This window comes from Rhodococcus sp. 05-2254-5, from assembly GCF_002258575.1.
In the GTDB taxonomy this organism is placed as follows: Bacteria; Actinomycetota; Actinomycetes; order Mycobacteriales; family Mycobacteriaceae; genus Rhodococcoides; species Rhodococcoides fascians.
The window spans coordinates 14308-36575 of the sequence record NZ_NOZG01000029.1; the positions used below are offsets into that span (position 1 = coordinate 14308).

The window sequence follows — 22268 nt, forward strand, 5'->3', positions numbered from 1 at the left end:
GACGGGGCAGCGCTAGGTTTGTACTGTGACAACGATGACAGACCCACAGTGGCAGCCTTCTCCCCGTGCGCGTCTGCTCTGGACACTTAGCGCCGGACTGCTGTGGCTACCGGTGTTCATCGCTCAGATCGTCTGGTTTTTCGTCGACTCGAACCGGACGTCGTGGCTGCACGTCACCGTCCTCGTCGCATCGGTCGTGCTGACCGCACTGCACCTCGCGATCGTGCCGCAGTGGCGCTACCGCGTGCACCGCTGGGAGATCAGCGACACCGCCGTGTACACCCGCACCGGTTGGCTCAGCCAAGAACGACGCATCGCCCCCATCTCGCGGGTGCAGACCGTCGACACCGAGCGTGGACCACTCGATCGTCTGCTCGGGTTGGCGACGGTCACCGTGACGACGGCATCGTCGGCGGGCGCGGTGAAGATCACCGCACTCGATCAGGCCGTTGCGGACGAGACCGTCACGCGACTGACCGATATCGCCGGCCGCACCGTCGGAGATGCCACATGACCGATCAGGCGGAGTTGCTGGCAGTCGAAGAGGAGCAGCCGTGGTTGCGCCTGGACAAGCGAATGTTGTTGGTGCATCCGGTGAACGAGGGCATCAAGATCCTGCCGGTACTGCTGATCTCGTTCTTCGTCGGCAGTCAGAGCGGTAATCACTACTGGAGTCTGGGCATCCTCGCGGTCGTCGTCGTGTTCGCGATTGCGCGCTGGTTCACCACCAGCTACCGGATCGGGCCGGTGCACGTACAACTGCGCACCGGCGTACTGCAGAAGAAAGTACTGTCTATCCCGCGCAACAGGATTCGGTCGGTCGACGTGGAAGCGAACGTACTGCACCGAGTGCTCGGCCTGTCCATTCTCCGCATCGGGACCGGCCAGCAGGCGGGCAAAGGCGAGGCTTTCGAGCTCAACGCCCTCGACACGTCACTGGTGCCGGAGCTTCGCGGCGAACTGCTGCAGCGGGTGTCGGGCCGAACAACGCCGAGCGACGGAATGCCCGTTGCCGCAAACGACCCCGGCGTCGAGATTGCGCACTGGCAGTTCTCGTGGGTGCGGTTCGCGCCGTTCTCCATCACCGGCATCGTCACCATCGCCGCGGCAGTGGGCGTGCTGTTCCAATACGGCATCGGACAGACGTTGGCGGAGACGTCGGTGGTCTCGAACAGCGTCGAATCGGCGCAGCGGTTCGGCATCGCCCTGTTCGTCGTCCTCGCACTGATTGTGCTCCTCGTGGTGTCCAGCATCTTCGCCTGCGTTCGATACCTGATCACCTACGGCAACCTGACCGTCACCGACCAGGGTCGCACCCTGCACGTCAGCCACGGGCTGCTCCGCACCCGTCAGTCGACCCTCGACCGCAAGAGACTGCGCGGCACTTCTCTGTCGCTACCACTACTACTGAGGTCGGTCGGCGGGGCTCGACTCGACGCCATCATGACCGGAGTGAGCGCCGAGAAGAAGGAATCGTCGCTGCTGCTCCCCCAAGCTCCGCGGGCCGAGGCGCTGCGCATGATGACCACGGTGCTCGGCGACGCAGGCATGCACGGCAATGCCGACCGCCCGCTTCTGCAGCACGGGCCTGCCGCGCGGCGACGCCGCTACACCCGGGCCGTTCTACCGCTGCTCGTCGTCGCGGCCGGACTGGGAATTGCGCAGTCTCTCGGCGCACCGATCCCGATCCTCGCGTGGATCGCCGTGGCCGTGCTGTTCGTGGCCGCCGTCGGACTTGCTCACGACCGCTACCGCGGCCTCGGGCACGCCGTCCTGCCCGGCTGGCTGATCACCCAGCACGGATCGCTCGACCGCACCCGGCACAGCCTCGAAGCCGGCGGCATCATCGGTTGGACGGTGCGCCAGACGTTCTTCCAACGTCGCGCCGGCGTGGCCACCGTCGTGGCAGCGACACCGGCGGGCGTCGGACGCTACGAGGTGGTCGACATACCCATCGAGAACGCGTGGGCCATGATCGACGCCGTCACACCGGGTGCCGGGGACGTCTGGCTTCGACGCAGCACGTAAAGACGCAGCACGTGAAGACGCAGCACGTGAAAACGTAGCCGATAAAGAAGGAGCCGATGAAGAAGGAGCGCCCGCAGACCATCGCGCAACTCGACCTGGCGGTGTCCCAGTGTCGCGCCTGTCCACGGCTGGTGCAGTGGCGCGAACAGGTCGCTGCCGAGAAGCGCGCCGCGTTCGCAAACGAAACGTATTGGGGGCGAGCCGTTCCCAGTTTCGGCCCGGCCGATGCGTCGATGTTGATCGTCGGGCTCGCCCCGGCCGCCCACGGCGGCAATCGCACCGGACGGATGTTCACCGGGGACCGCAGCGGAGACGTGCTCTACCGAGCCATGCATGCCGTCGGGCTCGCCAGCCAACCGACCGCGACGCACATCGGCGACGGGCTGACGCTCAACGGAGTTCGTATTGCAGCCCCCGTGCACTGCGCTCCGCCGCAGAACAAGCCGACTCCCGCCGAGCGCGATCGGTGTCGCCCCTGGCTCGACGACGAATTGCGCTTGCTGCGTCCGCGACTGAGATCGATTCTCGTGCTCGGGGCGTTCGGTTGGCAGTCGCTGCTACCGATTCTCGCCGCGAACGGGTGGGAAATACCCAGGCCCGCACCGAAATTCGGGCACGGCACGCAGCTCGATCTGGGCTCGATCACCGTGTTCGCCAGCTACCACGTCAGTCAGCGAAACACATTCACCGGACTGCTGACTCCGACGATGATCGAGGACGTGCTCCGGAATGCGGGTCGGCACGCACGCTTGCTGTGATGGCTTTCATTCTGAACATGAACAGCAGCACACCCGCCGGCCCGGCACCGGCCACGATGAGCAGCATCGTGCGCCAGTCGGCCAGCAGCAGAACATCGTTGCCGGGGCCGCCGAACATGCACAGCACTACTGCGACGAACCATCCGAGCAGCGGCGACGCCACCCAGATCGGCCGTTCGGCGACCTTACGCGCGGCCAGAACCAGAGCGACGTTCGCGATGCCCCCGAGCAACGCGCTGATGGGAAACTGCACCGACCCCACGTAGGTCGGGAGAAAGAAGACCGACAGGATTCCGGACAGGAAGCCGTCGAACACCAGTACTACGACCGTCGCCCACGACACCAGGGCGACAGTATTGGATGCGGCCTTCGAGATCATGCGCCCAATACTGCCTTGGCCCGGGTCGTTTCAGTGCACCGCATTCGAAAACCGGGCATCGCATTCGAAAAACCGGGCACCGGCACTCAGGACACCGGCGGATAGCCCAGCGAGGTGAGCAAGTTGCTCGCACCCATGGCGATCTGGCCCAGAACGTACTGGTACAGATCTGCCTGTGCGCCGAACTGCGGCTTGAGAGAATCGACGAACGCGACGATTGCGTCCTGCACTACCCAGTTGTACATGTGTGTTCCGCCCCTGTTGTCATGAGATCAGTGATTCGGAACACAGCCTAGTACGCCCGCGAACAAGTCGTTCTCCCTGCCCGCCCCGTCGGAGCCGAGCACGCCCCGCACGAGTACGTACTGCTCGTCGAGCAGGATCGGCTGAACGATGTCGTTGGAGAGTGCGTACTCGGCACCCGAGGGCGCAACCGTCACCTGAGTTGCGTGCGCACGCAACGCGTCGGTCTTCGCGTCGAGCACACCGCGGACATCGATGCTGGTGGTGATCATGTCCTCGGCCACACTCGGCAACTCACCGTCGAGGGGCATGCGCCACCCCTCGGGGATATCGGCGATCGCCCGTAGTCCCGCGTCCAGCTGATCGCGGCCGGTGACGGTCCAGTAGAACTTCGCTACCTCCCACGGACCTCCGGCCGCGGGATGGGCGTCCGTTCCACAGACCTCGACCGCCTCGGTCACCAGGGAGTGGACCTGCTGATGATCGGGGTGTCCGTAGCCACCCTCGGGGTCGTAACCGACGACGACCTGAGGCCTGAGTTCGCGGATCACCGACACGAGCGCCCCGAGCGCCTCCTGCCGGTCTGCGTTGACGAATGCGCGCGGTTTGAGAGCAGCCGGGGTTCCGGCCATTCCAGAATCTCGCCAGCGGCCGGCACCACCGAGAAAGCGGGGAGGGTTGCAGCCCAACGCCGCGAGTGCGCGATGCAGTTCCAGAATTCGGTAGCCACCGAGCTGATCGGCTCGGTCGACCACGAGATCGGCCCACGTATCGCCGATCACCTCACCCTCTTCACCGAGCGAGCACGTCAGCACGGTGACGTCGACGCCCGCGCGCACGTAATGGGCGATGGTCCCGCCGGTGGTGATGCTCTCGTCGTCCGGGTGCGCATGGACCAGCAGCAACCGCTGCGGCTGCGTCATCGCTTGTTCTGTCACAACCTGCTCTGTCACAACCTGTTCCGTCATGCCTCGTCGCTCGCTACTCGCTGTGTCATCGTTGTCTCGGTCTCTGGGTCGGGCAGCCGTTCATCGCTCGCCGAGCATTCGCGCCACATCCGGTAACGACTGCGCTGTCACATCGGCAGGGACGAAATGGTCGGGATAAGGACGGTTCTCGCGATCGAGCCACGCCGTCGACAGGCCTGCCCGGTGCGCACCGTCGATATCCCAGGGGTGCACGGCCACCAGCATCGCGTCGCCGGGTTCGACACCGCACTGCTCCAACGCGTAGCGGTAGGCATCGGCGTGCGGCTTCCACCGTCCGGCGTCCTCGACCGACAGCAGCAACTCGAAAGCACTCCGCACGCCGGCTCGTTCGAGCAGAGACTGCGCGAGCGACGCGGACCCGTTACTGAGGGTGATCATCCGAATGCCAAGCGCTGCAAGCGCATTCACTCCGGCCACCACATCGGGATGCACCTCGAGCTCGGCGAAACCGGCCATGATGTGGTCCACTGCATCGTCCAACCGGCGATCGATCGCGGCACCGGACAGCAACGCCTCGAGCACACCGGCACCGACCTCGGCGAACGGCCGAGCGGTACCTGCGACCGCGAGCGCGAACCCGTCCCGCAGCACTCCTGCGAACCACGTCGGGAACAGGTGTTCCGGCGCTCCGACGTCGGCGAATCGCGCCGCCATGGGAGCCATGTCGGACAGGGTCTCGTTCACGTCGAAGATGATCACCCGAGGCAAGCGCACGGTGTTCACCGGACCGTCCGGATCCACTTCGCGGCATCGGCGAAGATGCCGACCTCCACCGGCCCGGTCAACGAGACGCCGGTGATACCCGGCACCGCAGCCACCACGGACTGGTCCTGCATGATCGGCAGCGTCGACGCCAGAGACCACAGCTTGGGCTCGATCTCCTCGGCAACGACCGTCGCATCGACGCCGGTTACCAGGGCGCGGTCGATCGTCGGCTGTAATTCCGGAACACACAGACCGGACAGATTGCGCGGGGCCTCCACGCTGCCGCTGCTCCCCGGAGCCGGCTCCACAACACAGCCGAAGCGCGAGGCCAGGGCCGTTGCCGGGTCCACGCCCGCACTGGTCCACCCGACCACGGCGTCGACGCCGCCGTCGGTCAGCGCCGTCGAGTACAACTCGTCCGCGGGCAGCGGAGTGACGGTCGCGTCGATACCCGCACTGACGAGCTCGTCCGCGGCGGTGCCGGCCACGGCCAGTGCGATGTCGTCGTTCTCGACGGCACCGATGACGAATCGCAGCGCGGTACCGCCGGCGTCTGCGAGTCGGGGTACTCCGGGAGCCGGCGCGCTCGTGGTCGGCGCGCTGGTGGTCGGCGGCGCAGCAGAGGTCGTGGATGCGCCCGCGCTCGGCGTCGAGGTCACGATCGCGTCGGGTGTCGGAACGAAGCCGGCGCGGCGAAGCAGGTCGAGGGCCGCGGTTCTGCCGATCGGGGCGGGTGCGGTCGCGGTGTAGCCGGGGTCCGACGGCGACGACAACTGGGCCGCGGCTCGGCGATCCGTCGCCCCTCCGCCGGCCCCGACCGTCGCCAGCAGGTTCGGGTCCAGCAGACCCATGATCCCCTGCCGCACAAGCGACTCCGACATGTTCGGTGCCCGGCCGTTCACGGTCATCGACAACACACGTGATTGGTGGATCGTGTCGGTGCGGACCCCGGGAATTGCCGAGAGTTGCGCGCGCGTCGCAGACCCACCCCGAACCTGTGCGATCTGAGCGTCACTCGACCGCAACGAATCGGCCAACTGTGCGGGGGTGCCTCCGCGCCGAATGAGGATCTGGTCGGGCGAGGCGGGTTGGTCCCAGAAGCGATCGTTGCGTTCCAGCAGAATCTCGTCCCGGCCCTGGTCGACGGTCTTGATGTTGAACCGCGAACCGGAGACCGGCACGTTGTCGGTGAGGCCACCCTCGAAGCCGCCGGGCGAATCCTTGAGCAGGTGCGAGGGCACGAGGTCGGCGAACAATCGCTGCCACGCTGGATACGGCGACTCGAGGGTGACGTCGACGGTCTTGCCGCCGCCCGAAGAGGCAACATCGCTGATGAGAGCGTAGCCGGCCGGATCGACGACGCCCGGCTGCGTGATCATCTGCTGCCAGAGGTACCGGAAGTCCTCGGCCGCGATCGGTGCGCTGTCGGACCACTGGGCCTCGTTGCGTAGCTGGTACCGGATGGTGAACGGAGACTGAGAGGTCACTTCGGCGGAGATCAACAGCGACAGGTCCGGCTCCCACGTGGTCACGCCGGTGTCGGGGTTCAGGGTGGGACGGAACGGGCTGGGCAGCACGAGCGAACTGACCGCGGCGGTGGCGGGCGACTGGTCGGCCAGCAGGTGTGGGTTGAACCCGATGCCCACGTCGTCGATCGCCACGACAACGGGGTCGCCGGTCTTCGACGGCACGGTCGTCGTGGTGACCGGAGTTTCGAAGCTCTCGATCGGAGGCGGTGGATCCGCGGTGCATGCGGTGAGTACCAGGGCAGTGGCGGAGGCCAGAACCACCGGCATCAGTACGTTACGCAACGAGGATCTCCTTCGTGATCGGCTACAGGTACGGCAGAAGCGACGTCCCACGATGGTGACACGTCGCTTCTGCCGTACAGGATCTGTCTTACAGAGCAGCCTTGTCGCGCGTCTTGCTGCGCGAACGCTCACGGGCGCGCTCGTTGGAATCGAGGTGCACCTTGCGGACGCGCACGACCTCGGGGGTCACCTCGACGCACTCGTCGCCTGCACAGAACTCCATGGCCATTTCCAGGTCCAGCTTCTTCGGCTTGGCCAGGGTCTCCATGACGTCGGCGGAGGACTGACGCATGTTGGTCAGCTTCTTCTCGCGAGTGACGTTGATGTCGAGGTCTTCCTGACGCGGGTTGATGCCCACGACCATGCCCTCGTACGTGTCTGCGCCCGGCTCGACGAAGAACGTGCCGCGGTCGGCCAGCTGGATCATCGCGAACGGGGTCACGGTGCCGTGACGGTCCGAGACGAGCGAGCCGGTGTGGCGGGCGCGGATCTCGCCGGCCCACGGCGCGTAACCATGGAAGACGGCGTTCGCGATGCCGGTGCCGCGAGTGTCCGTGAGGAACTCGGTGCGGAAACCGATCAGGCCACGCGAGGGAACGATGAATTCCATGCGAACCCAGCCTGCGCCGTGGTTCGTCATCTGGACCATCTTGCCCTTGCGTGCGGCGAGCAACTGCGTCACTGCACCGAGGTATTCCTCCGGTGTGTCGACCATCAGCTCTTCGAAGGGCTCGTGCAGCTTGCCGTCGACCTGCTGGGTGACCACCTGGGGCTTGCCGACGGTGAGCTCGAAGCCTTCACGACGCATCTGCTCGACGAGGATGGCGAGCGCGAGCTCTCCACGACCCTGGACCTCCCAGGCATCGGGGCGACCGATGTCGAGGACCTTGAGCGAGACGTTACCGATGAGCTCCTGGTCGAGGCGGCTCTTGACCATGCGCGAGGTGAGCTTGTGGCCGCTGACGCGTCCGACGAGCGGGCTCGTGTTGGTGCCGATGGTGACCGAGATGGCCGGCTGGTCGACGGTGATGCGAGGCAGAGCGACCGGGTTCTCCAGATCGGCGAGGGTGTCGCCGATCATGATGTCCGGGAAGCCCGCGACGGCGACGATGTCTCCTGCGACACCCTTCTCGCCGGGAACGCGCTCGACGCCGATGGTGTTGAGCAGCTCGGTGATCTTGGCCTTCTGGACGACGGGCTCGCCGTCTACCTCACGCATCCAGCTGACGGTCTGGCCCTTGGAGAGCTGGCCGTTGTGGATACGAACCAGGGCGAGGCGGCCGAGGAAGGCCGACGCGTCGAGGTTGGTGACGTGTGCCTGCAGCGGCGCGTCGACGTTGCCCTTGGGCGCGGGGACGTAGCTGAGCAGCACCTCGAACAGCTCGTCGAGGTTCTCGGCGTCGGGAGCGTGTCCGTTCTGGGGCTGGACCTTCGAGGCCTTGCCCTCACGGCCGGAGGCGTAGAGAACGGGGAGGTCGAGGGCGAGCTCGGCTGCCTCGGACGCTTCGTCGTCGAGATCGGACGCGAGGTCGAGCAGCAGATCGTGGCTCTCCGAGACGACCTCTTCGATACGCGCGTCGGGACGGTCGGTCTTGTTGACGACCAGGATCACCGGCAACGACGCGGCGAGCGCCTTGCGCAGCACGAAACGGGTCTGCGGCAGCGGGCCCTCGGAAGCGTCGACGAGGAGCACGACGCCGTCGACCATGGACAGGCCGCGCTCGACCTCTCCGCCGAAGTCGGCGTGGCCGGGGGTGTCGATCACGTTGATGACGGTGATGGTGCCGTCGGCATTGCGCTTGTGAACGGCCGTGTTCTTGGCCAGGATCGTGATGCCTTTTTCTTTTTCGAGGTCACCCGAGTCCATGACGCGGTCGATCGCTTCGGCACGTTCCTCGAACGCGCCGGACTGCCGAAGCATGGCGTCGACCAGGGTGGTCTTGCCATGGTCGACGTGTGCAACGATGGCGACGTTGCGAAAAGTAGTGGTGCTGTCGATGTTGTCTGCACTGCTTGGGGCGCTCACGCGAAAAATTCTCCTGGAGTCGAATGCGGGCTCTTGTTCGCTAGCGGGCTTATGTCGCTAGAGAAGCGCGCTGCACCGCGAGGTTCTCGCGACTGATCGAGTTTACCCGTAGTCCGGCAGTGCCCCGCGCCACCCTCAGGTCTGTGACCTGCGCCACCCATTAGTCTTGGTGCTCATGGGCAAGATAAAGGCCGCAGATGTCTCGGGGATGAAGCCCAAGAAAAAATGCTGCCGCAAGAAAGTTCGTTGCATCAAATGCCCCGTCGTGATCATGCGAATGAAGAAGTTGGAATCCGCGGGCGCGACCAAGAAAGACCTCAAGAAAGGTCTGAAGACCGCTCGGGCGAAGTGAGCAGAATTTCCTGTAGGTCCGGCAGCCAGAGTCGGTCTGCATCGACCAGATCCACCGTCGGCAGCGTCGCGGCATCGACCCACCGTAGAGCCGAATGCTCTAGCGGCGCAGGGGTTCCCGAGACAATCGAGGCTCGGTAGGCCCGCAACACCATGCCACCGGAAAGCTCGACGTCTCCGCTGAGCGCGGCACCGATCGAACACTCGACCCCCAGTTCCTCGCGCAGTTCGCGAGCCAGTGCGGCGTCCTCGGACTCCCCCGGCTCGACCTTGCCGCCGGGCAGCTCCCACCGACCGGCCAACTCCGGCGGTCGAGTTCGTTGCGCGAGCAGCAGACGACCGTCGTCGACCAACGCGGCCGCGACAACCACAGCGGTAGGGGTACCGGACATGCCACCATCTTTCTATGACCGAATTGCTGACCGACCGCGATATCGAGGACGCACAGCTCACCCACTGGACGGTGGCGGAGAAATCTCTCACTCGCACCGTCGAGCTGACGTCGTTTCCCGCCGCGATCGAGGTGGTGAACCGCGTGGCCGACGCCGCGGAGGAGGCGGACCATCACCCCGACATCGACATCCGGTGGCGGACGCTCACGTTCACGCTGTCCACGCACAGCGCCGGCGGTCTCACGCAGAAGGACGTGGATCTGGCGCGTCGGATCGATGCACTGATCGCGCCTTCCTGACACGTCCTGCGTAGACGACCCAGCCGAGGAACAGAGCCGATCCGATCACGTCGACGGCACCGGCCCAGGCCTCGAGGCCGGGACGGGGAATGGTCCAGATCGATTCCTGGAAGAAGCTCAGCAACCAGGGCACCCCCACCGTGACCGTCACCAGCCAGTAGCCGGCAACGATCTTGGCTCCGGCGATATCGCGCAACGGCCCGTGCAGCAGCCAGATCACCATCGGAATCACCCAGATCCAGTGATGCGACCACGAAATCGGCGACACCAACAGGCCCAGGAGTTGGACGATGACCAGGGTTCCCAGGTGGTCGCGGCGATCGAGCGCTCGCCATGCCAGCACAGCGAGAACCACGGCGATCACTGCGGCGGCGATCCACAGCGGTCCCTGGCCGACGTCCTCGCCCACGATCCGGCTCAGAGCTCCGCGCAGAGACTGATTCCAGACCGAGCCGACGGGTCCGATGCGGTCGGCATCGCCGAGCAACGTGGTGAAGTACGTGGCCGCCTGACGCCCCAGCACCGCGTAGCTGACCGCGACACTGAGCGCGAATGCCACCGCCGAGAATGCTGCAGCTTTCCACCGCCGAGTGGCGAGGAAGTACAGGCCCGTGATGGCCGGGGTCAGCTTGATGCCCGCGGCGAACCCCACGAGTCCGCCCGCCACCCACCAGCGCGAGCTGCGTACCGCGAGTAGCGCCAGCAGCACCAGGAACACGTTGACCTGGCCGTAATCGAGGGTGGTGCGCACGGGCTCGGACCACAGCCCCAGCGCGGTCCACAACATGGCGATTCTCACCCAGCGGTTCTCGGCGGCCCGGTCGTCGCCGAGAACCATCGACAGGGCGAGCCGGACCACTGCGAACAACGCGATCATCGTCGCGGCCTGCCAGACGATGCCGACCACCGTGAACGGCAGATAATGGAGCGGGAAGAACACCAGGGCGGCGAACGGTGGGTACGTGAACGGCAGCGGGAAGTCCGGGGTCTGCACCGAGTACGTGTAGTCGTACAGGTTGTCGCCGAGCAGCGCAGCGGAGCCTTCGACGTAGACGTGCAGGTCGACGAGGTTCATACCGTTGGGGGTGACGAACGCCCAGACGAATCGGCTGATCACCGAAACTGCCAGCAGAACGGGGGCCAGCCGAACAAGTCGGTTCACGGTGCGTGTGGTTCCGTTCGGTATCGATGCCGTTTATCGACAGCCGAGCTTATAGGGCGATCGATACCCACCCTAACCGTGCCGATCCGCTCGTAACATTTACATCACCTTTCACACTGGTCACTCGTGTAACACGCTATTGTTCGATTCTGCGGAGAATTCGCAGCGCGTGGCCCATAGAATCCTCGATAGAGTTCAGCCGGGGAGGACTGGACCTACTACGGCTGTACATCCGGGATCGCTCTACATAGAGTGACCCCTCGGGCACCGGCTGTCGCCGTGGACCTGCGTCATGATCAGAATGGGGAATATCACCGTGCTTCGTACTCGCGGAACGCGTCGCGTTGTCACAGCTCTGGCTGTGGCCGCAGCCGCCGCACTCGTTGTGCCGACCAGCGCATCCGCTCAGCCTCTGGTGCCCATGGCTCCGGCAGATCTGCCGGCTGCTCCGGCCGATCCCGCAGCGCTGATCGCCCAGTTCCTGCCCGCTCCCGGTGAACCCCTACCCAACCTCTCCGACATCGAGGCACTCGCGTCCTTCGCGCCTGCAATCGTCGGTGCAGCTGCAGGACCGGCCGATGTGGGTGCCGCTCCCGCAGCAGATCTCCTCGGCCAGGCTCGCGCACTTCTCGAAACCGCGCAGCTTCCGGACCAGGTCAAGTCGCTGCTGGAATCGGTCATCACCTTCCTGGACGGATCCGGCGGCGGCGGGCCCGAGCTGCCCTCCGACGGCCCCGTCATCGCACAGTTCCTGTACCCGACCCTGGGCAAGGGCTGCATCTCCGACACCGCAGATTCCGTCGGAACCGCCTTGGCCGTTCCCGGACCGGCCACGTTGCCGCCCCCCGGACCGGCTGCAGGCCAGGCCGGTTTCGTGTTCACCGCCCTCGGTACCGCGCCTCTCGCCGCGCAGCAGTCCGCTCCGCTCACCGTGACGTGGCTCAACATCGACAACCGCCGATCGGGAACCCAGGACCTGACCGGCGCAGCCAAGATCAACGCCGACGGCCCCGCGACGTTGTCGGCCATCGCCGACACCGGCCCCGGTCGCGTGCTGTCCGTGGTGTCCGGATCGATCACCACTCAGTCCAAGGAAGACGCCGCAGCGCCGCCGCGCAGCTGCAACTTCCTGCCGACGATCGGCACGGTCTACGTGCCGTAGCTCACGAGACCACAGCAATTCGCCCCCGGCTTCCTCGAAGCCGGGGGCGAATTGTTTTCGTGCTTATCGGCCGGAGAAAAGACCGCCGAATTACACGGATGGTATTCAGACGATGTCGGCACCGGATTTCGACCACTGGCCGTAATCGGACTTCAAGACATTGTTGATATCCACTTTCACTCCACCCACCGTGTCCTTGTCGATACGAATCTGGTGAATGTGCGCTTCGGGATGTACGAACCCCTTCGGGGTCCCCCAATTGTGCTGCCAATACCACTGGCCCAGTCCTGCGACGGACGCCAATTCGATGGTCGGAGAATTCGCGTAGATACCGGTGTTCTCCGCTCCGATCACCGACTGCCAGCCCAAGATGTACGGCGCGATGAGGGTGGCGAACTCGACGGCTGTCGGGTTGTCGTCGATCGATGCGTAGATCGGCCGATCGGACGGGCCACCGGCCGCCAGATGTAGCTCGAGTCCACGTTTCGCATGCTTGACGCCCGCAACGTACCCGCCTCGCCAATCCGCGGTGGCACCCTTACCGAACTGGTAGTTGGAGACCACCTCCAGGCCGGCCTCGGTGAGGGACTGCGCCTCCAACGCGGTCATCGGCTTGCCGACCATCCAGGTCGCGTCGGGACGCCGATCCGACACGTAGCGGACAGCTCCGAGATGGCCTGCGCTCTTGATGGCCGACGCCGACGGCACCCCTCCCGCGTAGTCGACGAGCGTTCCCAGCCCCGCGTCTGCATGAGCGGTGGCCGAACCCAACGCGGCCAGGCCGACGGCGGCTGCGGAGCCGGCCGCGGCGTACTTGAACAGTTCACGTCGCGAAACCTGCACAAAATCTCCCATGCCGTTCGATTGCCACGGCGCGCCTACGTAACGAAACGCGCCGTCACTGCTATTTTCCGATGTTTTGTCGTATCCCATCACAAACACATGTGCACCGCCAGCCCCACTGCTCACACCCCACCCGCGTGGCTCGTCGTTCACACATGCAACTCGAGCACCGCACCCGCAGTCATGAATAGGGTGGGGAGGACGAAGCACGAACGACGCGTGAAGGAGTGGTTGGACATGGGCGTAACACTCGCCAAGGGCGGAAATGTCTCGCTGACGAAGGAAGCACCGAACTTGACCGCGGTCACCGTCGGTCTGGGCTGGGACGTTCGCTCCACCACCGGCGGGGACTTCGACCTCGACGCGAGCGCGATCGGCCTCGGTACCGACAAGAAGGCGCTGAGCGACAACTACTTCGTCTTCTACAACAACCTGCGCTCCCCCGACGGCGCAATCGAGCACACCGGAGACAACCGCACCGGCGAGGGCGAAGGAGACGACGAGAGCATCGACGTGGACCTTGCAGCGCTGACACCCGAGGTGGATTCCATTGCATTCCCGGTGTCAATTCACAACGCGGACGCGCTGGGGCAGAACTTCGGTCAGGTCGTCAACGCCTTCATCCGCGTGGTCGACAAGTCCGACGGCCGCGAACTCGCGCGCTTCGATCTGAGCGAGGACGCGTCGACCGAGACTGCGATGGTCTTCGGCGAGTTGTACCGCCGCGGTGCCGAATGGAAGTTTCGCGCAATCGGTCAGGGCTACGCGTCCGGCCTGGAGGGCATCGTGCGCGATTTCGGCATCGACGTCGGCTGACGCAGGGTGCGCGAGTCCGTCTCGATTGCACAACGGTCTACAGCTGAGCTTGTGACGCCAAGATGATGTGTGGTGATATCAGCGCACACACAACATCAGCCACATAAGTCACAGGAGTCACACATGTCTCGTCGCCTCAGCCGTCTGGCGGGCGCGCTCGCGCTCTCCTGCGCGGCATTGCTCGCCGTTCCTGCCACTGCGGCAGCGGACCCGGCTCCCGCTGATCCGCTCGCCCGGGCGATCGCCGCATTGCAGGGGCAAGACGGTGCTTCGCTCGCCGCAGCGAATGCCATCGCCGACTCGCGCACCCCGGTCGCCGAGAACACCTCCGCAGACCCCTTCGCTGCCCTCGACGCGGCCAACAAGGCTCTCACCGACTTCGGCATCACGCCGTTCTTCTACCCGACCGCTGCGATCAACTGCGCCGCCACACCGGGCGCGCCGCTCGGAATCGTGCCGGGCGTCGCCGGTGGTGCCGGCGGACCGTGGCCGCAACTGAAGGCACCCGCCATCCCCACAATCCCAGGTGTGCCGTCCTTGCAGATTCCCGATCTCAATGCCGTCGACAAGGGCGAGACGATGTTCGCGTTCGTTCCGGCCGGCATCGTCAACGATTCGGCCGACAAGTCCGGCATGCAGGTGGCATGGTTCAACGTCAACACCCTGCAGGGCGGCTTCGCAGACTTCGGCGGCCTGGTCACCACCATGGCCCAGTCGATCCTCGACAACTCGGGAATCCCGGCGGAGTTGAAGGACATGGCCCGGCCCCTCGTGGTCAACGCACTCAATGCGTTGCCCGCTGCCGGTGCACGCGCTGTCCCCGTGCAAACCGGATCGGGAACCGTTCTGGCCGCGGTGTTCGGCACCGTCAACCACAAGGCAATCGACGGCTCGGACAAGAGTTGCTTCTTCTTCCCGACGGTCGGCCTGGTGAACGTCGCCTGATTCAGGTCCAATCGAACGATCGAAAAGCCGTGTAGCTCTGCGCTGCACGGCTTTTCGCTGCATCAGGAACGATCGATGCGGCCGAGCCGACCGAGAACCGCCTGCATCTCGGTGCGCCGCGCGCGTGCGGCCCAGGGACGCAAGCGGTTCCGCCCGCGCATCTGCATGACCGCTCCGGTCACGAGATCTCCGTTGGGCGCGAACCGGACCCGCACCATCTCGTCGAGAGATCGCCCGAAAACGGAGCCGGGGAAACCTCGACGGAACCCGTACGGAAACAGCGGAGCATCGGGTTCGTTGTACTTACCACCGACGAAAACCGGTCCTGCAGTGCGGAAGTCGCGACTCTGTGCAATGAAGCCGTGGAATGCGCGGCCGACCTCACGCCCGTAATACGAAATTCCGACGCGCCCCGATCCGGTGGCGGTGATCGCACCGAACCGCGCCCCTCGCACTCCCGGAGCGGACACCACGACGGGTCTCGACCAGCTGTTCGCGCCGTCGGAAGACCACGAAGCGTGCAGCAATCCGTCCCGGTCCGGCCACAGGGCGTACAGGGTGCCGTCGCAGTCGACAGCGACCGACTCCGGCAGTAGGTATCGGGAAGCGAGCAGCAGAAGGTGCAACGGGTTGTGATATTTGGCGAGCGCCGATCCGGGGACTATGCGGACATCCCAGGTCAAACCCTCGTCGCGGCTGACCGCGACCGCGAAACGACGGCCGTATCGGCCGCCGATGTAGACCGTGCCGTCCGGGCCGACGACACCGGTGCCGAATGCGACGTAGTCCGTACCGGGAAGTCCCGGAATGTTTTTCGGGTCGATGTCGAACCCGCCGGCTACCTCCCATTTGGTCCCGCCGTCGTACGAACGCCAGATCACCTGGCGGGTGGCGTTGATCAGAGGTCGCACGCGGAGGGCGAACGGTGTGGGAGCGGACAGGTACGTCACGCGAGCAGATGACGGAGACGACGCGTCCGGTGCGGACACCCGAGGTCCGGCGAATACCTTGGCACCTGTCCTGGCCTTGGATGCCACTCTCCGGAAGCGCCACGTTCGGCCTCGGTCGTCGCTGATTCCGAGGTCGAAGCCCGATCGAAACATGCGCGTCGGTGTCGAGTCGACGCGACCGGCGGTGAGAAACAGCCGGTCGTCGGCATCGTCGAAGTACATGTGCGCTCGGCGGCCGGTGTTCACCGTGCCGTCCGGCACCGATGCTCGCCAGGATTGTCCGAAATCGGAGGACTGCAGAACTCCGACGCCGTCGACGGTGTATGCCGGGGCGAGAAATACGGTGTTGTCCGCGGCTGTTCCGAGGGTGCACGCGGACGACCCGTATTCGGTGTAGGAGATATCGGTGGCGTAGTCGGCCGATGCTGCCGCGTTGGTCGAAAAGCGAAGCCCTGCTCGATATCCCGACGCGACCCGCGGTGTCACGACACCCGCCCGCGGCGGCGCGGGCGTCGTGATATCGGGGCGCGGTGGTGCATTGGATCAGGCTAGCGTCGATTCACGCCGAAAACGCCGAGGCCGATGCAGAAGTCCTGGGCCGAACGTCGTGACAGCTCACAGAACGAAACCGGTCTGTTTCGAGACCGTCGATCGCCGATGCACGCCTTAAGCTTCTGGTGTGCCCTGTGCGTTCGCCGAACCTCTGTTGTCGGGCTCTGCGCGCCTTCATCCGGTCGATGCGCAGGCGTACTGGATGGCGTCGAAGGTCCCCAGTGACCAGTTTCTGCTGTATTGCTTCGAGGGAGCGCGCGAACCACTGGAGTCCACGGTGCGACGGCTGCGCATTCGCAGCGCGGGTATCGAGGTGCTCGGTCTTCGAATTGCAGAGGTTCCGTTCGGTCTCGAGCGTCCGCACTGGACTGCGATGGACCCCGGCACGGACACGATCAGCGTTCACCCCGAACCCCGGACGTGGCAGGAATGTCTCGACGCCGTCGCGTCGTCGTTCGAGCGTCAGGTCGACCCGCGACACACGGTCTGGCATCTGCACCTGTATCCGAACGTATCGGGTGCTCCTGCGTGTGACGGACCGAGTCTTGTTGCTGTTCTGCAACTATCGCACGCAGCCGCGGACGGAACACTGGCCGCCCGAACTGCTCGCGAGCTGTTCGGTACACATTCCGTGCCCTCTCGGCCCGTTACACCGACTGCGCCACCCGCACCCCTGACCGCCGCCGTAGCCGCCCTGACTCTGCCTGTGCGAGTAGTGCGCATGGCTCGCGCCGGCATTCGGGCGCGACGCGACGCACTGCGATTGGAGGAAGATACCGCGTCGGGTTCGGTCCCTCCTCCTGCACGTTCTCGCGCGTTGACGACTCTCGACGTTGCGCCTACGGACCGGACGGATCTGCGAACGATCGTGCTGCCCAAGCCGGCTCTCCAGTTCGCCGACACCTCGATCACCGTCACTGCTCTGACCGCCATTTCCGTTGCACTCCAACGGTTCCTCGGCGATTCGGACGATGCTTCGGCCGATCTCGCCGCCGAGGTCACCGTCGCACGGACGGCTGCAGTGGGCGCACGCAACAACTTCGGCAACGTCGGCGTCGGCTTGTTTTCGGCCGAACCGGACCTGCGGACTCGCAGCCGACTCGTGGCCGCAGACCTGGCCGAGCGCAGAGCGCGAGCAGGTCACCCGGTGACGTTGACAGCCCGCGCATCTCAGAACGAGACAGAACGCCATGTCCCGGCATTCCTGGCGGCGTGGGGAGTCGCACAGTTCGATCCGACTGCGGTGCCGCCGACCGTCACGGGCAACACGGTCGTATCCAGTGTCTCGCGCGGTGCAGCGGACCTCACGCTCGGCGGCGGGCCCGTTCGATTCACGGCAGGGTTCCCTGCCCTCTCCCCTGCCATGAGCCTCACGCACGGCGTGCACGGTATCGGCGACACCGTCGCGATCAGCGTGACGTCCAACCGAGCGGCCGTACCGGATCCGGATCGCTACGAGACACTTCTGCGCGATGGCCTCTACGACGTACGTGCCGCGCTGAGTTGAACGCGTCAATGCCAGACAGTTCTCAGCATTTGTCGGGCGTTCGGCTCAGGTTCGTCGGCCACACTCGGTAACCATGAACCAGGAGCAGGTAACCGTACTCTCGGTCGGCGGCACCGGCGAATCGCGTCCGGCCGACCATCGGACCCGCGTCACCGGTCTCCTGTCGTGTGTCGTCGGCGCACTCGACGATCGCTTCGTCGGCCGCTGGGTGGGCTACCCGGCGTCGTACGGGCCCGTTGCGTTCGGGGGACTGAGCTACCGGCACAGCACCGAACTCGGAGTTCGTCGCCTGCGCCGCGCGATCGAGAACACCACTGGGCCTCTCGCTCTGATCGGATATTCGCAGGGAGCCACGGTCGTTCGCGAAGTACTGGGCCTCGTTCACGACGGAATCGTCGACGGCAGCCGCATCGTCGCGGCCGGTCTGGTCTCGGATCCACAGCAGCCGGCCGGGGCGGTGCCCGGCTGCACCGGCCGCGGGGTCGCTGGAACCGGGCCGGCTCTGCCGGAGTCGATTCCGACCCACTGGATAGCTCTCGCGTCGGACATGATCTGCAACGCCAGCGACGACAGCCTCGTTCGCGACATCGCCGACCTGACGCGCTGGATGTCGTTCCGCACGCCCAAGACCTGGTTGCGCGAGCTCTGGCTACTCGTGCGCAGCAACAGCTTTCAGAACGCGACTCGTACTCGCCTACGACCGGCCCAGTGGGCGAAGGATGTTCGACGCCTCCGCACCGCGGCCACCGAGGTGTCCGGGTACCTACCCACGTCGCTCGGCTGGAGACGATGGGTGTGGACCAACTCGGGTGGCGGTCGGCACATCGCCTACGCGTCGGAGCCGTACGCAGACGGCCTCACCGGATGCCAGGTTCTCGCCCGCTGGCTCGGTGAGCAAGAGGATGAGCGGCTCGGCCGAGCTGTACCGGCCGCGCAGGTCGCGTAACGCAGATCAGTCTCGCTTGCAGAGACAGAAGATGTGGCCGACCGGGTCTCGGTACACCCAGAACGACTCGTGCGCGTCGTCGATCAACGTCGCTCCGGCCTCGACGACGAAGTCGCGGGCCCGTTCCATCTCGTCGACGACGAAATCGAGGTGAATCTTGATGCCGTCGTTCGGCCAGTCGACCGGGGTGAAGTCGGGGGCCTTCTGGAAGGCCAACCGGAGTTCGCCCGGACCGTGGACGACCACCCAATCTCCGTCGTCGCGCACCGGTTCCCAGCCGAGGATCGTGCTGTAGAACCGGGCGAGCGCTGCCGGATCGGGACAGTCGAGAACCGTGTAGTCCACGGCGATGACGGGTGCATTCATGTCGGAATCGTAGCGAGAATCACCCGGGTCGGACTATCGATTACTCGCTGTCGATCAACCGCCGACTGCCGGGGCAATGGTCTCGAACCACGCCTCGTGCAGATGCTGCTGCCAGTGGTTCCACCAGTGCACGCCGGTGCCGGTGATCTTGACGTTGGGTCGACCGCCTGCAGCCTGCAACAACGGAACGAATGCCCGACTGCTCATGCCTGCGGCGGTTTCGAGCGGCACCATCTGCGCGAACTTGACGGGGTCGAAGCGGCTGCTGGCCGGGTTGAACACCGGGTCCGTCGCCGGTGAGCCGCTACCCGAAGAGACGAAGACTGCCGTGTTGCGCAACGCGCCGACATTGAGCGACGGATCGTTGCGGATCCAGTCTGCCGACGGCCAGGTGCCCCACATGTTGCGCGCGTTGCCGCCCATCTCGCCGACGGCGACCGAGATGCCCTGAGCGAATCCGGGGCTGCTGGCCGTCGGGTAGCCACTGAACGACGCCACCGCCTTGTAGAAGTCCGGCCGGTGAGCCGCCAGGTTCAGTGCCGAGGTGCCGCTCATCGACAGGCCGGCCACGGCGTTGTTGACGTTGTCGCTACCGAAACGATCGGCCATGAAGGGCGGCAATTCCTGGGTCAGGAACGTTTCCCACTTCACCCGTCCGAGCTTGGGGTCGTCGCGCTGCCAGTCCGAGTAGAAGGTTCCGCCGCCGCCGAACGGAATGACCACGTTGACGTGCTTGTCGGCGAAGAAGCTCTCGACGTCTGTTTCGATGAGCCAACCGCTGTTGTCCTCGGGCGCACGCAGCCCGTCGAGCAGATACAGCGTGGGTGCAGGGCCGCCACCGGCAGCTCGGAGCACCTTGATCGGGATGTTCTTGTCCATCGACGGCGAGTAGACGTAGACCAGCTCGGAGTCGGCTTTCGCCACACCGGTCCCCATCAGCACCGTTGCCATCGTGGCGACCATGACCGCTACCAGAGCGAGCACCGTACTTCGTAACCGACCGCGCATCGAGATTGTCCCCTTGTTCGTATCCAGCCCCACCGTCCCGGGGAGGGTAACAGCTCGGTCACGGTAATGCGTCCTCTAGCGCGACGGGCTGTCGACGATCCACCAGGCCGCGTACGGCGGCAGCCATAACGATCCGTTCCCGTCGACCGCCAGGTCGTGCTGCGAGAGCACCTCGGTGGGGGCCGGGATGCCGAGCTCGATCAACTGCGCATGGGCGAACGGGCGGTGCTGAGAAGTGACGTTGTAGAGCCCCACCAGGGTGCCGCTGGGATGACGTCTGCGCACCACGAGCAGGCCGTCGTCGGATTCGGTCTGGACGTCGACCGGCGCCTCGGCGTGCAACATCGGTAGACCGGAGCGCACCTTCGCGATGCGAGCGATGCCGTCGAACACTCGTTGGGCGTCGCTCCCCTGCTGAAATCGGCCGGCGCGGTCGGCGTCGGTGACGCGGGGTCGATGCACCCATCTGTTGTCCTCGGCATGAGCTGGTTCGTCTGCCCAGTTCGGGTCTCCCGGGGAGCCGAGCTCGTCACCGCTCCACACGACGGGAATGCCGCCCCATCCGGCAATGATGGCGTGCGACAGAAAGATTCGCCCGAACGCGCCGTCGGGATCCAGGCGGGCCGGGCCCAGACCGGTGAGCGCGGCTGCGGTTCCACTGATCCGGCGATCCCCGGTGTCCGGATTGTACTGGAACACAAGCCCTTCGGCCCAGGAACCATCGAACTCGCCGGAGTACCAGTCGGCCAGAAAATGCCGATGGCCTGCACCCGACAGTCCGAGCGACGCTGCGTCACCGTCGTCGATGGCCCAGCCGATGTCGTCGTGGCATCGCACGTAGGTCACCCAGGTGCCACTCGGTGGCGTGGGCGGTAACGACGCCAGGGCATGACGCGCCAAAGCCGTACTGCCCGTGGCCAACATCGACCAGACCTGCACCATCAGCGAGTTGTGGTAGGCGATGTCCGATACTCGCCCGGTGTGTCTGCCCTGCCCCAGATACGGCAACAGATCGCGTGGGCCGACGATTGCTTCGGCCTTGAAGAGCGTTGCCGGAGCGGCAAGGCGAGCGGTCGCTCGGAGAGCCTGGGTGACCGCATGCACTTCGGGCTGGTTCTGGCAATTGGTGCCGAGCCGCTTCCACAGAAATGCGATCGCATCGAGGCGGAGCACTTCCACCCCGAGATTGGCCAGGTGCAGCACGATGCTCGCGAACTCCTCCAGCACAGCCGGATTGGCCCAGTTCAGATCCCACTGCCACTCGTTGAACGTGGTCCACACCCACTCGCCGAGTTCGTCGTCGAACGTGAAGCTGCCCGGCGCGAAGTCCGGAAATACCTCGGGGAGGGTGCGCTCGTAGGAATTCGGGGTCGTCCGATCGGGGTAGATCAAGAAATAGTCGCGGTACACGGGATCGCCGGCTCGCGCCTTGACAGCCCATTCATGTTCGCGAGCAACGTGATTGAGGACCAGGTCGACCACCATGCTGATACCACGTCCGCGCAAAGTCTCGGCGAGAGTACGCAGATCCTCGTTGGTGCCCAGATCTTCTCGCACCGCGCGATAGTCCATCACTGCGTAGCCGCCGTCGTTGTCGCCCGGCCGCGGTCGAAGCAACGGCATCAGATGCAGGTAGGTGACACCCAGATCGGTCAGATGATCCAGTCGTTCACCGACTCCGCGCAGCGTCTCGCCGTAACGGTCCACATAGCAGGCGTAGCCGAACATGTCCGGCTGCTGAAACCAATCGGGTTCGAGCAGTCGACGCTGATCGAGTCTGTGCAGATCCTCGGACCGTTCCGCGTACGCACGGGTGGCGATCTCCACGAGCGTGGCAGCCACTGCATCAGGGTCGGGGTAGACAGCCGTGACGGCGTCGTGCAGATCGGGAAACCACTGTTCGAGGCGGAGCTCGAACGTCTCGCGTCGATGGGCGGGCAGTTCGGCGAGGATGTCGCGGGTGACGTCTGAGACCGTGGTGTGCGCCATGGACTCATCATGGCATCGAGCAGTCGCTGCCGACGCGCATA

22 protein-coding genes are annotated in these 22268 nt (G+C 65.3%); 9 read left to right on the plus strand and 13 right to left on the minus strand.

From position 1 onward, the window contains the following. The first annotated feature begins 34 nt into the window (after nt 1–34). From CH278_RS19465 to CH278_RS19475, 3 genes are read left to right on the plus strand one after another with little or no spacing between them, the layout of a single operon-like run. Nucleotides 35–514: a PH domain-containing protein gene (locus CH278_RS19465; protein WP_045840735.1), complete on the plus strand. Its 480-nt coding sequence runs from the start codon at nt 35–37 to the stop codon at nt 512–514. Further along, entirely contained in the window at nt 511–2028 is a 1518-nt protein-coding gene (locus CH278_RS19470) for a PH domain-containing protein (RefSeq protein ID WP_094622657.1), read from the plus strand. Before CH278_RS19465 ends, CH278_RS19470 begins: the two co-directional genes overlap by 4 nt. Nucleotides 2029–2084: 56 nt before the next feature. After that, complete coding sequence (locus tag CH278_RS19475) at nt 2085–2786, plus strand: uracil-DNA glycosylase (RefSeq protein ID WP_094622658.1); 702 nt, start codon at nt 2085–2087, stop codon at nt 2784–2786. Here CH278_RS19475 and CH278_RS19480 read toward each other — a convergent pair. The 7 genes from CH278_RS19480 to CH278_RS19510 all read right to left on the minus strand — a co-directional run bounded on the left by CH278_RS19480 (nt 2713) and on the right by CH278_RS19510 (nt 9682). Further along, nucleotides 2713–3165: a hypothetical protein gene (locus CH278_RS19480; protein ID WP_094622659.1), complete on the minus strand. Its 453-nt coding sequence runs from the start codon at nt 3163–3165 to the stop codon at nt 2713–2715. The genes CH278_RS19475 and CH278_RS19480 overlap by 74 nt on opposite strands. A gap of 86 nt (nt 3166–3251) precedes the next feature. After that, a complete protein-coding gene (locus CH278_RS27665; RefSeq protein ID WP_008714214.1) occupies nt 3252–3410 on the minus strand; it encodes a hypothetical protein in 159 nt (52 codons plus the stop codon). Between the two features lie 27 nt (nt 3411–3437). Then, complete coding sequence (mshB, locus tag CH278_RS19485; RefSeq protein WP_032386704.1) at nt 3438–4331, minus strand: N-acetyl-1-D-myo-inositol-2-amino-2-deoxy-alpha-D-glucopyranoside deacetylase; 894 nt, start codon at nt 4329–4331, stop codon at nt 3438–3440. Between the two features lie 105 nt (nt 4332–4436). Continuing rightward, nucleotides 4437–5120, minus strand: coding sequence for a haloacid dehalogenase type II (locus tag CH278_RS19490; RefSeq protein WP_256991899.1), 684 nt, complete (start codon nt 5118–5120; stop codon nt 4437–4439). After that, nucleotides 5117–6898: an ABC transporter family substrate-binding protein gene (locus CH278_RS19495; protein WP_094622660.1), complete on the minus strand. Its 1782-nt coding sequence runs from the start codon at nt 6896–6898 to the stop codon at nt 5117–5119. Before CH278_RS19495 ends, CH278_RS19490 begins: the two co-directional genes overlap by 4 nt. Before the next feature lie 103 nt (nt 6899–7001). Further along, nucleotides 7002–8939 (minus strand): translational GTPase TypA, encoded by a 1938-nt coding sequence (gene typA / locus CH278_RS19500; RefSeq protein WP_032365354.1) that lies wholly within the window; start codon nt 8937–8939, stop codon nt 7002–7004. Between the two features lie 317 nt (nt 8940–9256). After that, the gene (locus tag CH278_RS19510) at nt 9257–9682 is read right to left on the minus strand and encodes a (deoxy)nucleoside triphosphate pyrophosphohydrolase (protein ID WP_094622661.1); all 426 of its coding nucleotides are present in this window, start codon (nt 9680–9682) and stop codon (nt 9257–9259) included. 14 nt (nt 9683–9696) lie between these two features. Between CH278_RS19510 and CH278_RS19515 the strand changes: the two genes are divergently transcribed. Then, nucleotides 9697–9981 carry a 4a-hydroxytetrahydrobiopterin dehydratase gene (locus CH278_RS19515; protein WP_094622662.1) on the plus strand — a complete coding sequence of 95 codons (285 nt, stop codon included), beginning with the start codon at nt 9697–9699 and terminating at the stop codon, nt 9979–9981. Here the strand turns inward: CH278_RS19515 and CH278_RS19520 are convergent. After that, a complete protein-coding gene (locus CH278_RS19520) occupies nt 9923–11143 on the minus strand; it encodes a mannosyltransferase (RefSeq protein ID WP_032400259.1) in 1221 nt (406 codons plus the stop codon). The two genes, CH278_RS19515 and CH278_RS19520, sit on opposite strands and share 59 nt — an antisense overlap. A 301-nt stretch (nt 11144–11444) precedes the next feature. Between CH278_RS19520 and CH278_RS19525 the strand changes: the two genes are divergently transcribed. Further along, nucleotides 11445–12305 (plus strand): Rv1157c family protein, encoded by an 861-nt coding sequence (locus tag CH278_RS19525; protein ID WP_045840775.1) that lies wholly within the window; start codon nt 11445–11447, stop codon nt 12303–12305. Nucleotides 12306–12410: 105 nt separating this feature from the next. Here the strand turns inward: CH278_RS19525 and CH278_RS19530 are convergent, their stop codons facing one another. Beyond that, the gene (locus CH278_RS19530; protein ID WP_094622663.1) at nt 12411–13160 is read right to left on the minus strand and encodes a DUF1906 domain-containing protein; all 750 of its coding nucleotides are present in this window, start codon (nt 13158–13160) and stop codon (nt 12411–12413) included. Nucleotides 13161–13385: 225 nt separating this feature from the next. Between CH278_RS19530 and CH278_RS19535 the strand changes: the two genes are divergently transcribed. Together CH278_RS19535 and CH278_RS19540 are read left to right on the plus strand one after the other, a co-directional pair. Continuing rightward, nucleotides 13386–13964: a TerD family protein gene (locus CH278_RS19535; protein ID WP_032390340.1), complete on the plus strand. Its 579-nt coding sequence runs from the start codon at nt 13386–13388 to the stop codon at nt 13962–13964. A 123-nt stretch (nt 13965–14087) separates the two neighbouring features. Further along, nucleotides 14088–14909: a hypothetical protein gene (locus tag CH278_RS19540; protein ID WP_032390527.1), complete on the plus strand. Its 822-nt coding sequence runs from the start codon at nt 14088–14090 to the stop codon at nt 14907–14909. A gap of 62 nt (nt 14910–14971) precedes the next feature. On the opposite strand, the gene CH278_RS19545 is transcribed toward CH278_RS19540, so the two are convergent. Then, a complete protein-coding gene (locus tag CH278_RS19545; protein WP_052067154.1) occupies nt 14972–16345 on the minus strand; it encodes a sialidase family protein in 1374 nt (457 codons plus the stop codon). Between the two features lie 193 nt (nt 16346–16538). On the opposite strand from CH278_RS19545, the gene CH278_RS19550 reads away from it, so the two are divergent. Together CH278_RS19550 and CH278_RS19555 are read left to right on the plus strand one after the other, a co-directional pair. Beyond that, complete coding sequence (locus CH278_RS19550; RefSeq protein ID WP_094622664.1) at nt 16539–17918, plus strand: WS/DGAT domain-containing protein; 1380 nt, start codon at nt 16539–16541, stop codon at nt 17916–17918. Between the two features lie 73 nt (nt 17919–17991). Next, a complete protein-coding gene (locus CH278_RS19555) occupies nt 17992–18864 on the plus strand; it encodes a PE-PPE domain-containing protein (protein ID WP_094622665.1) in 873 nt (290 codons plus the stop codon). 6 nt (nt 18865–18870) lie between these two features. Here CH278_RS19555 and CH278_RS19560 read toward each other — a convergent pair whose 3' ends face one another. The 3 genes from CH278_RS19560 to CH278_RS19570 form a co-directional block, all read right to left on the minus strand. Then, nucleotides 18871–19230, minus strand: a complete 360-nt coding sequence (locus CH278_RS19560) for a VOC family protein (RefSeq protein ID WP_032375443.1) — start codon at nt 19228–19230, stop codon at nt 18871–18873. Between the two features lie 54 nt (nt 19231–19284). Beyond that, complete coding sequence (locus CH278_RS19565; RefSeq protein ID WP_032369664.1) at nt 19285–20238, minus strand: alpha/beta hydrolase; 954 nt, start codon at nt 20236–20238, stop codon at nt 19285–19287. 75 nt (nt 20239–20313) lie between these two features. After that, nucleotides 20314–22227: an alpha-amylase family protein gene (locus CH278_RS19570; RefSeq protein ID WP_057472825.1), complete on the minus strand. Its 1914-nt coding sequence runs from the start codon at nt 22225–22227 to the stop codon at nt 20314–20316. Between the last annotated feature and the right edge of the window lie 41 nt (nt 22228–22268).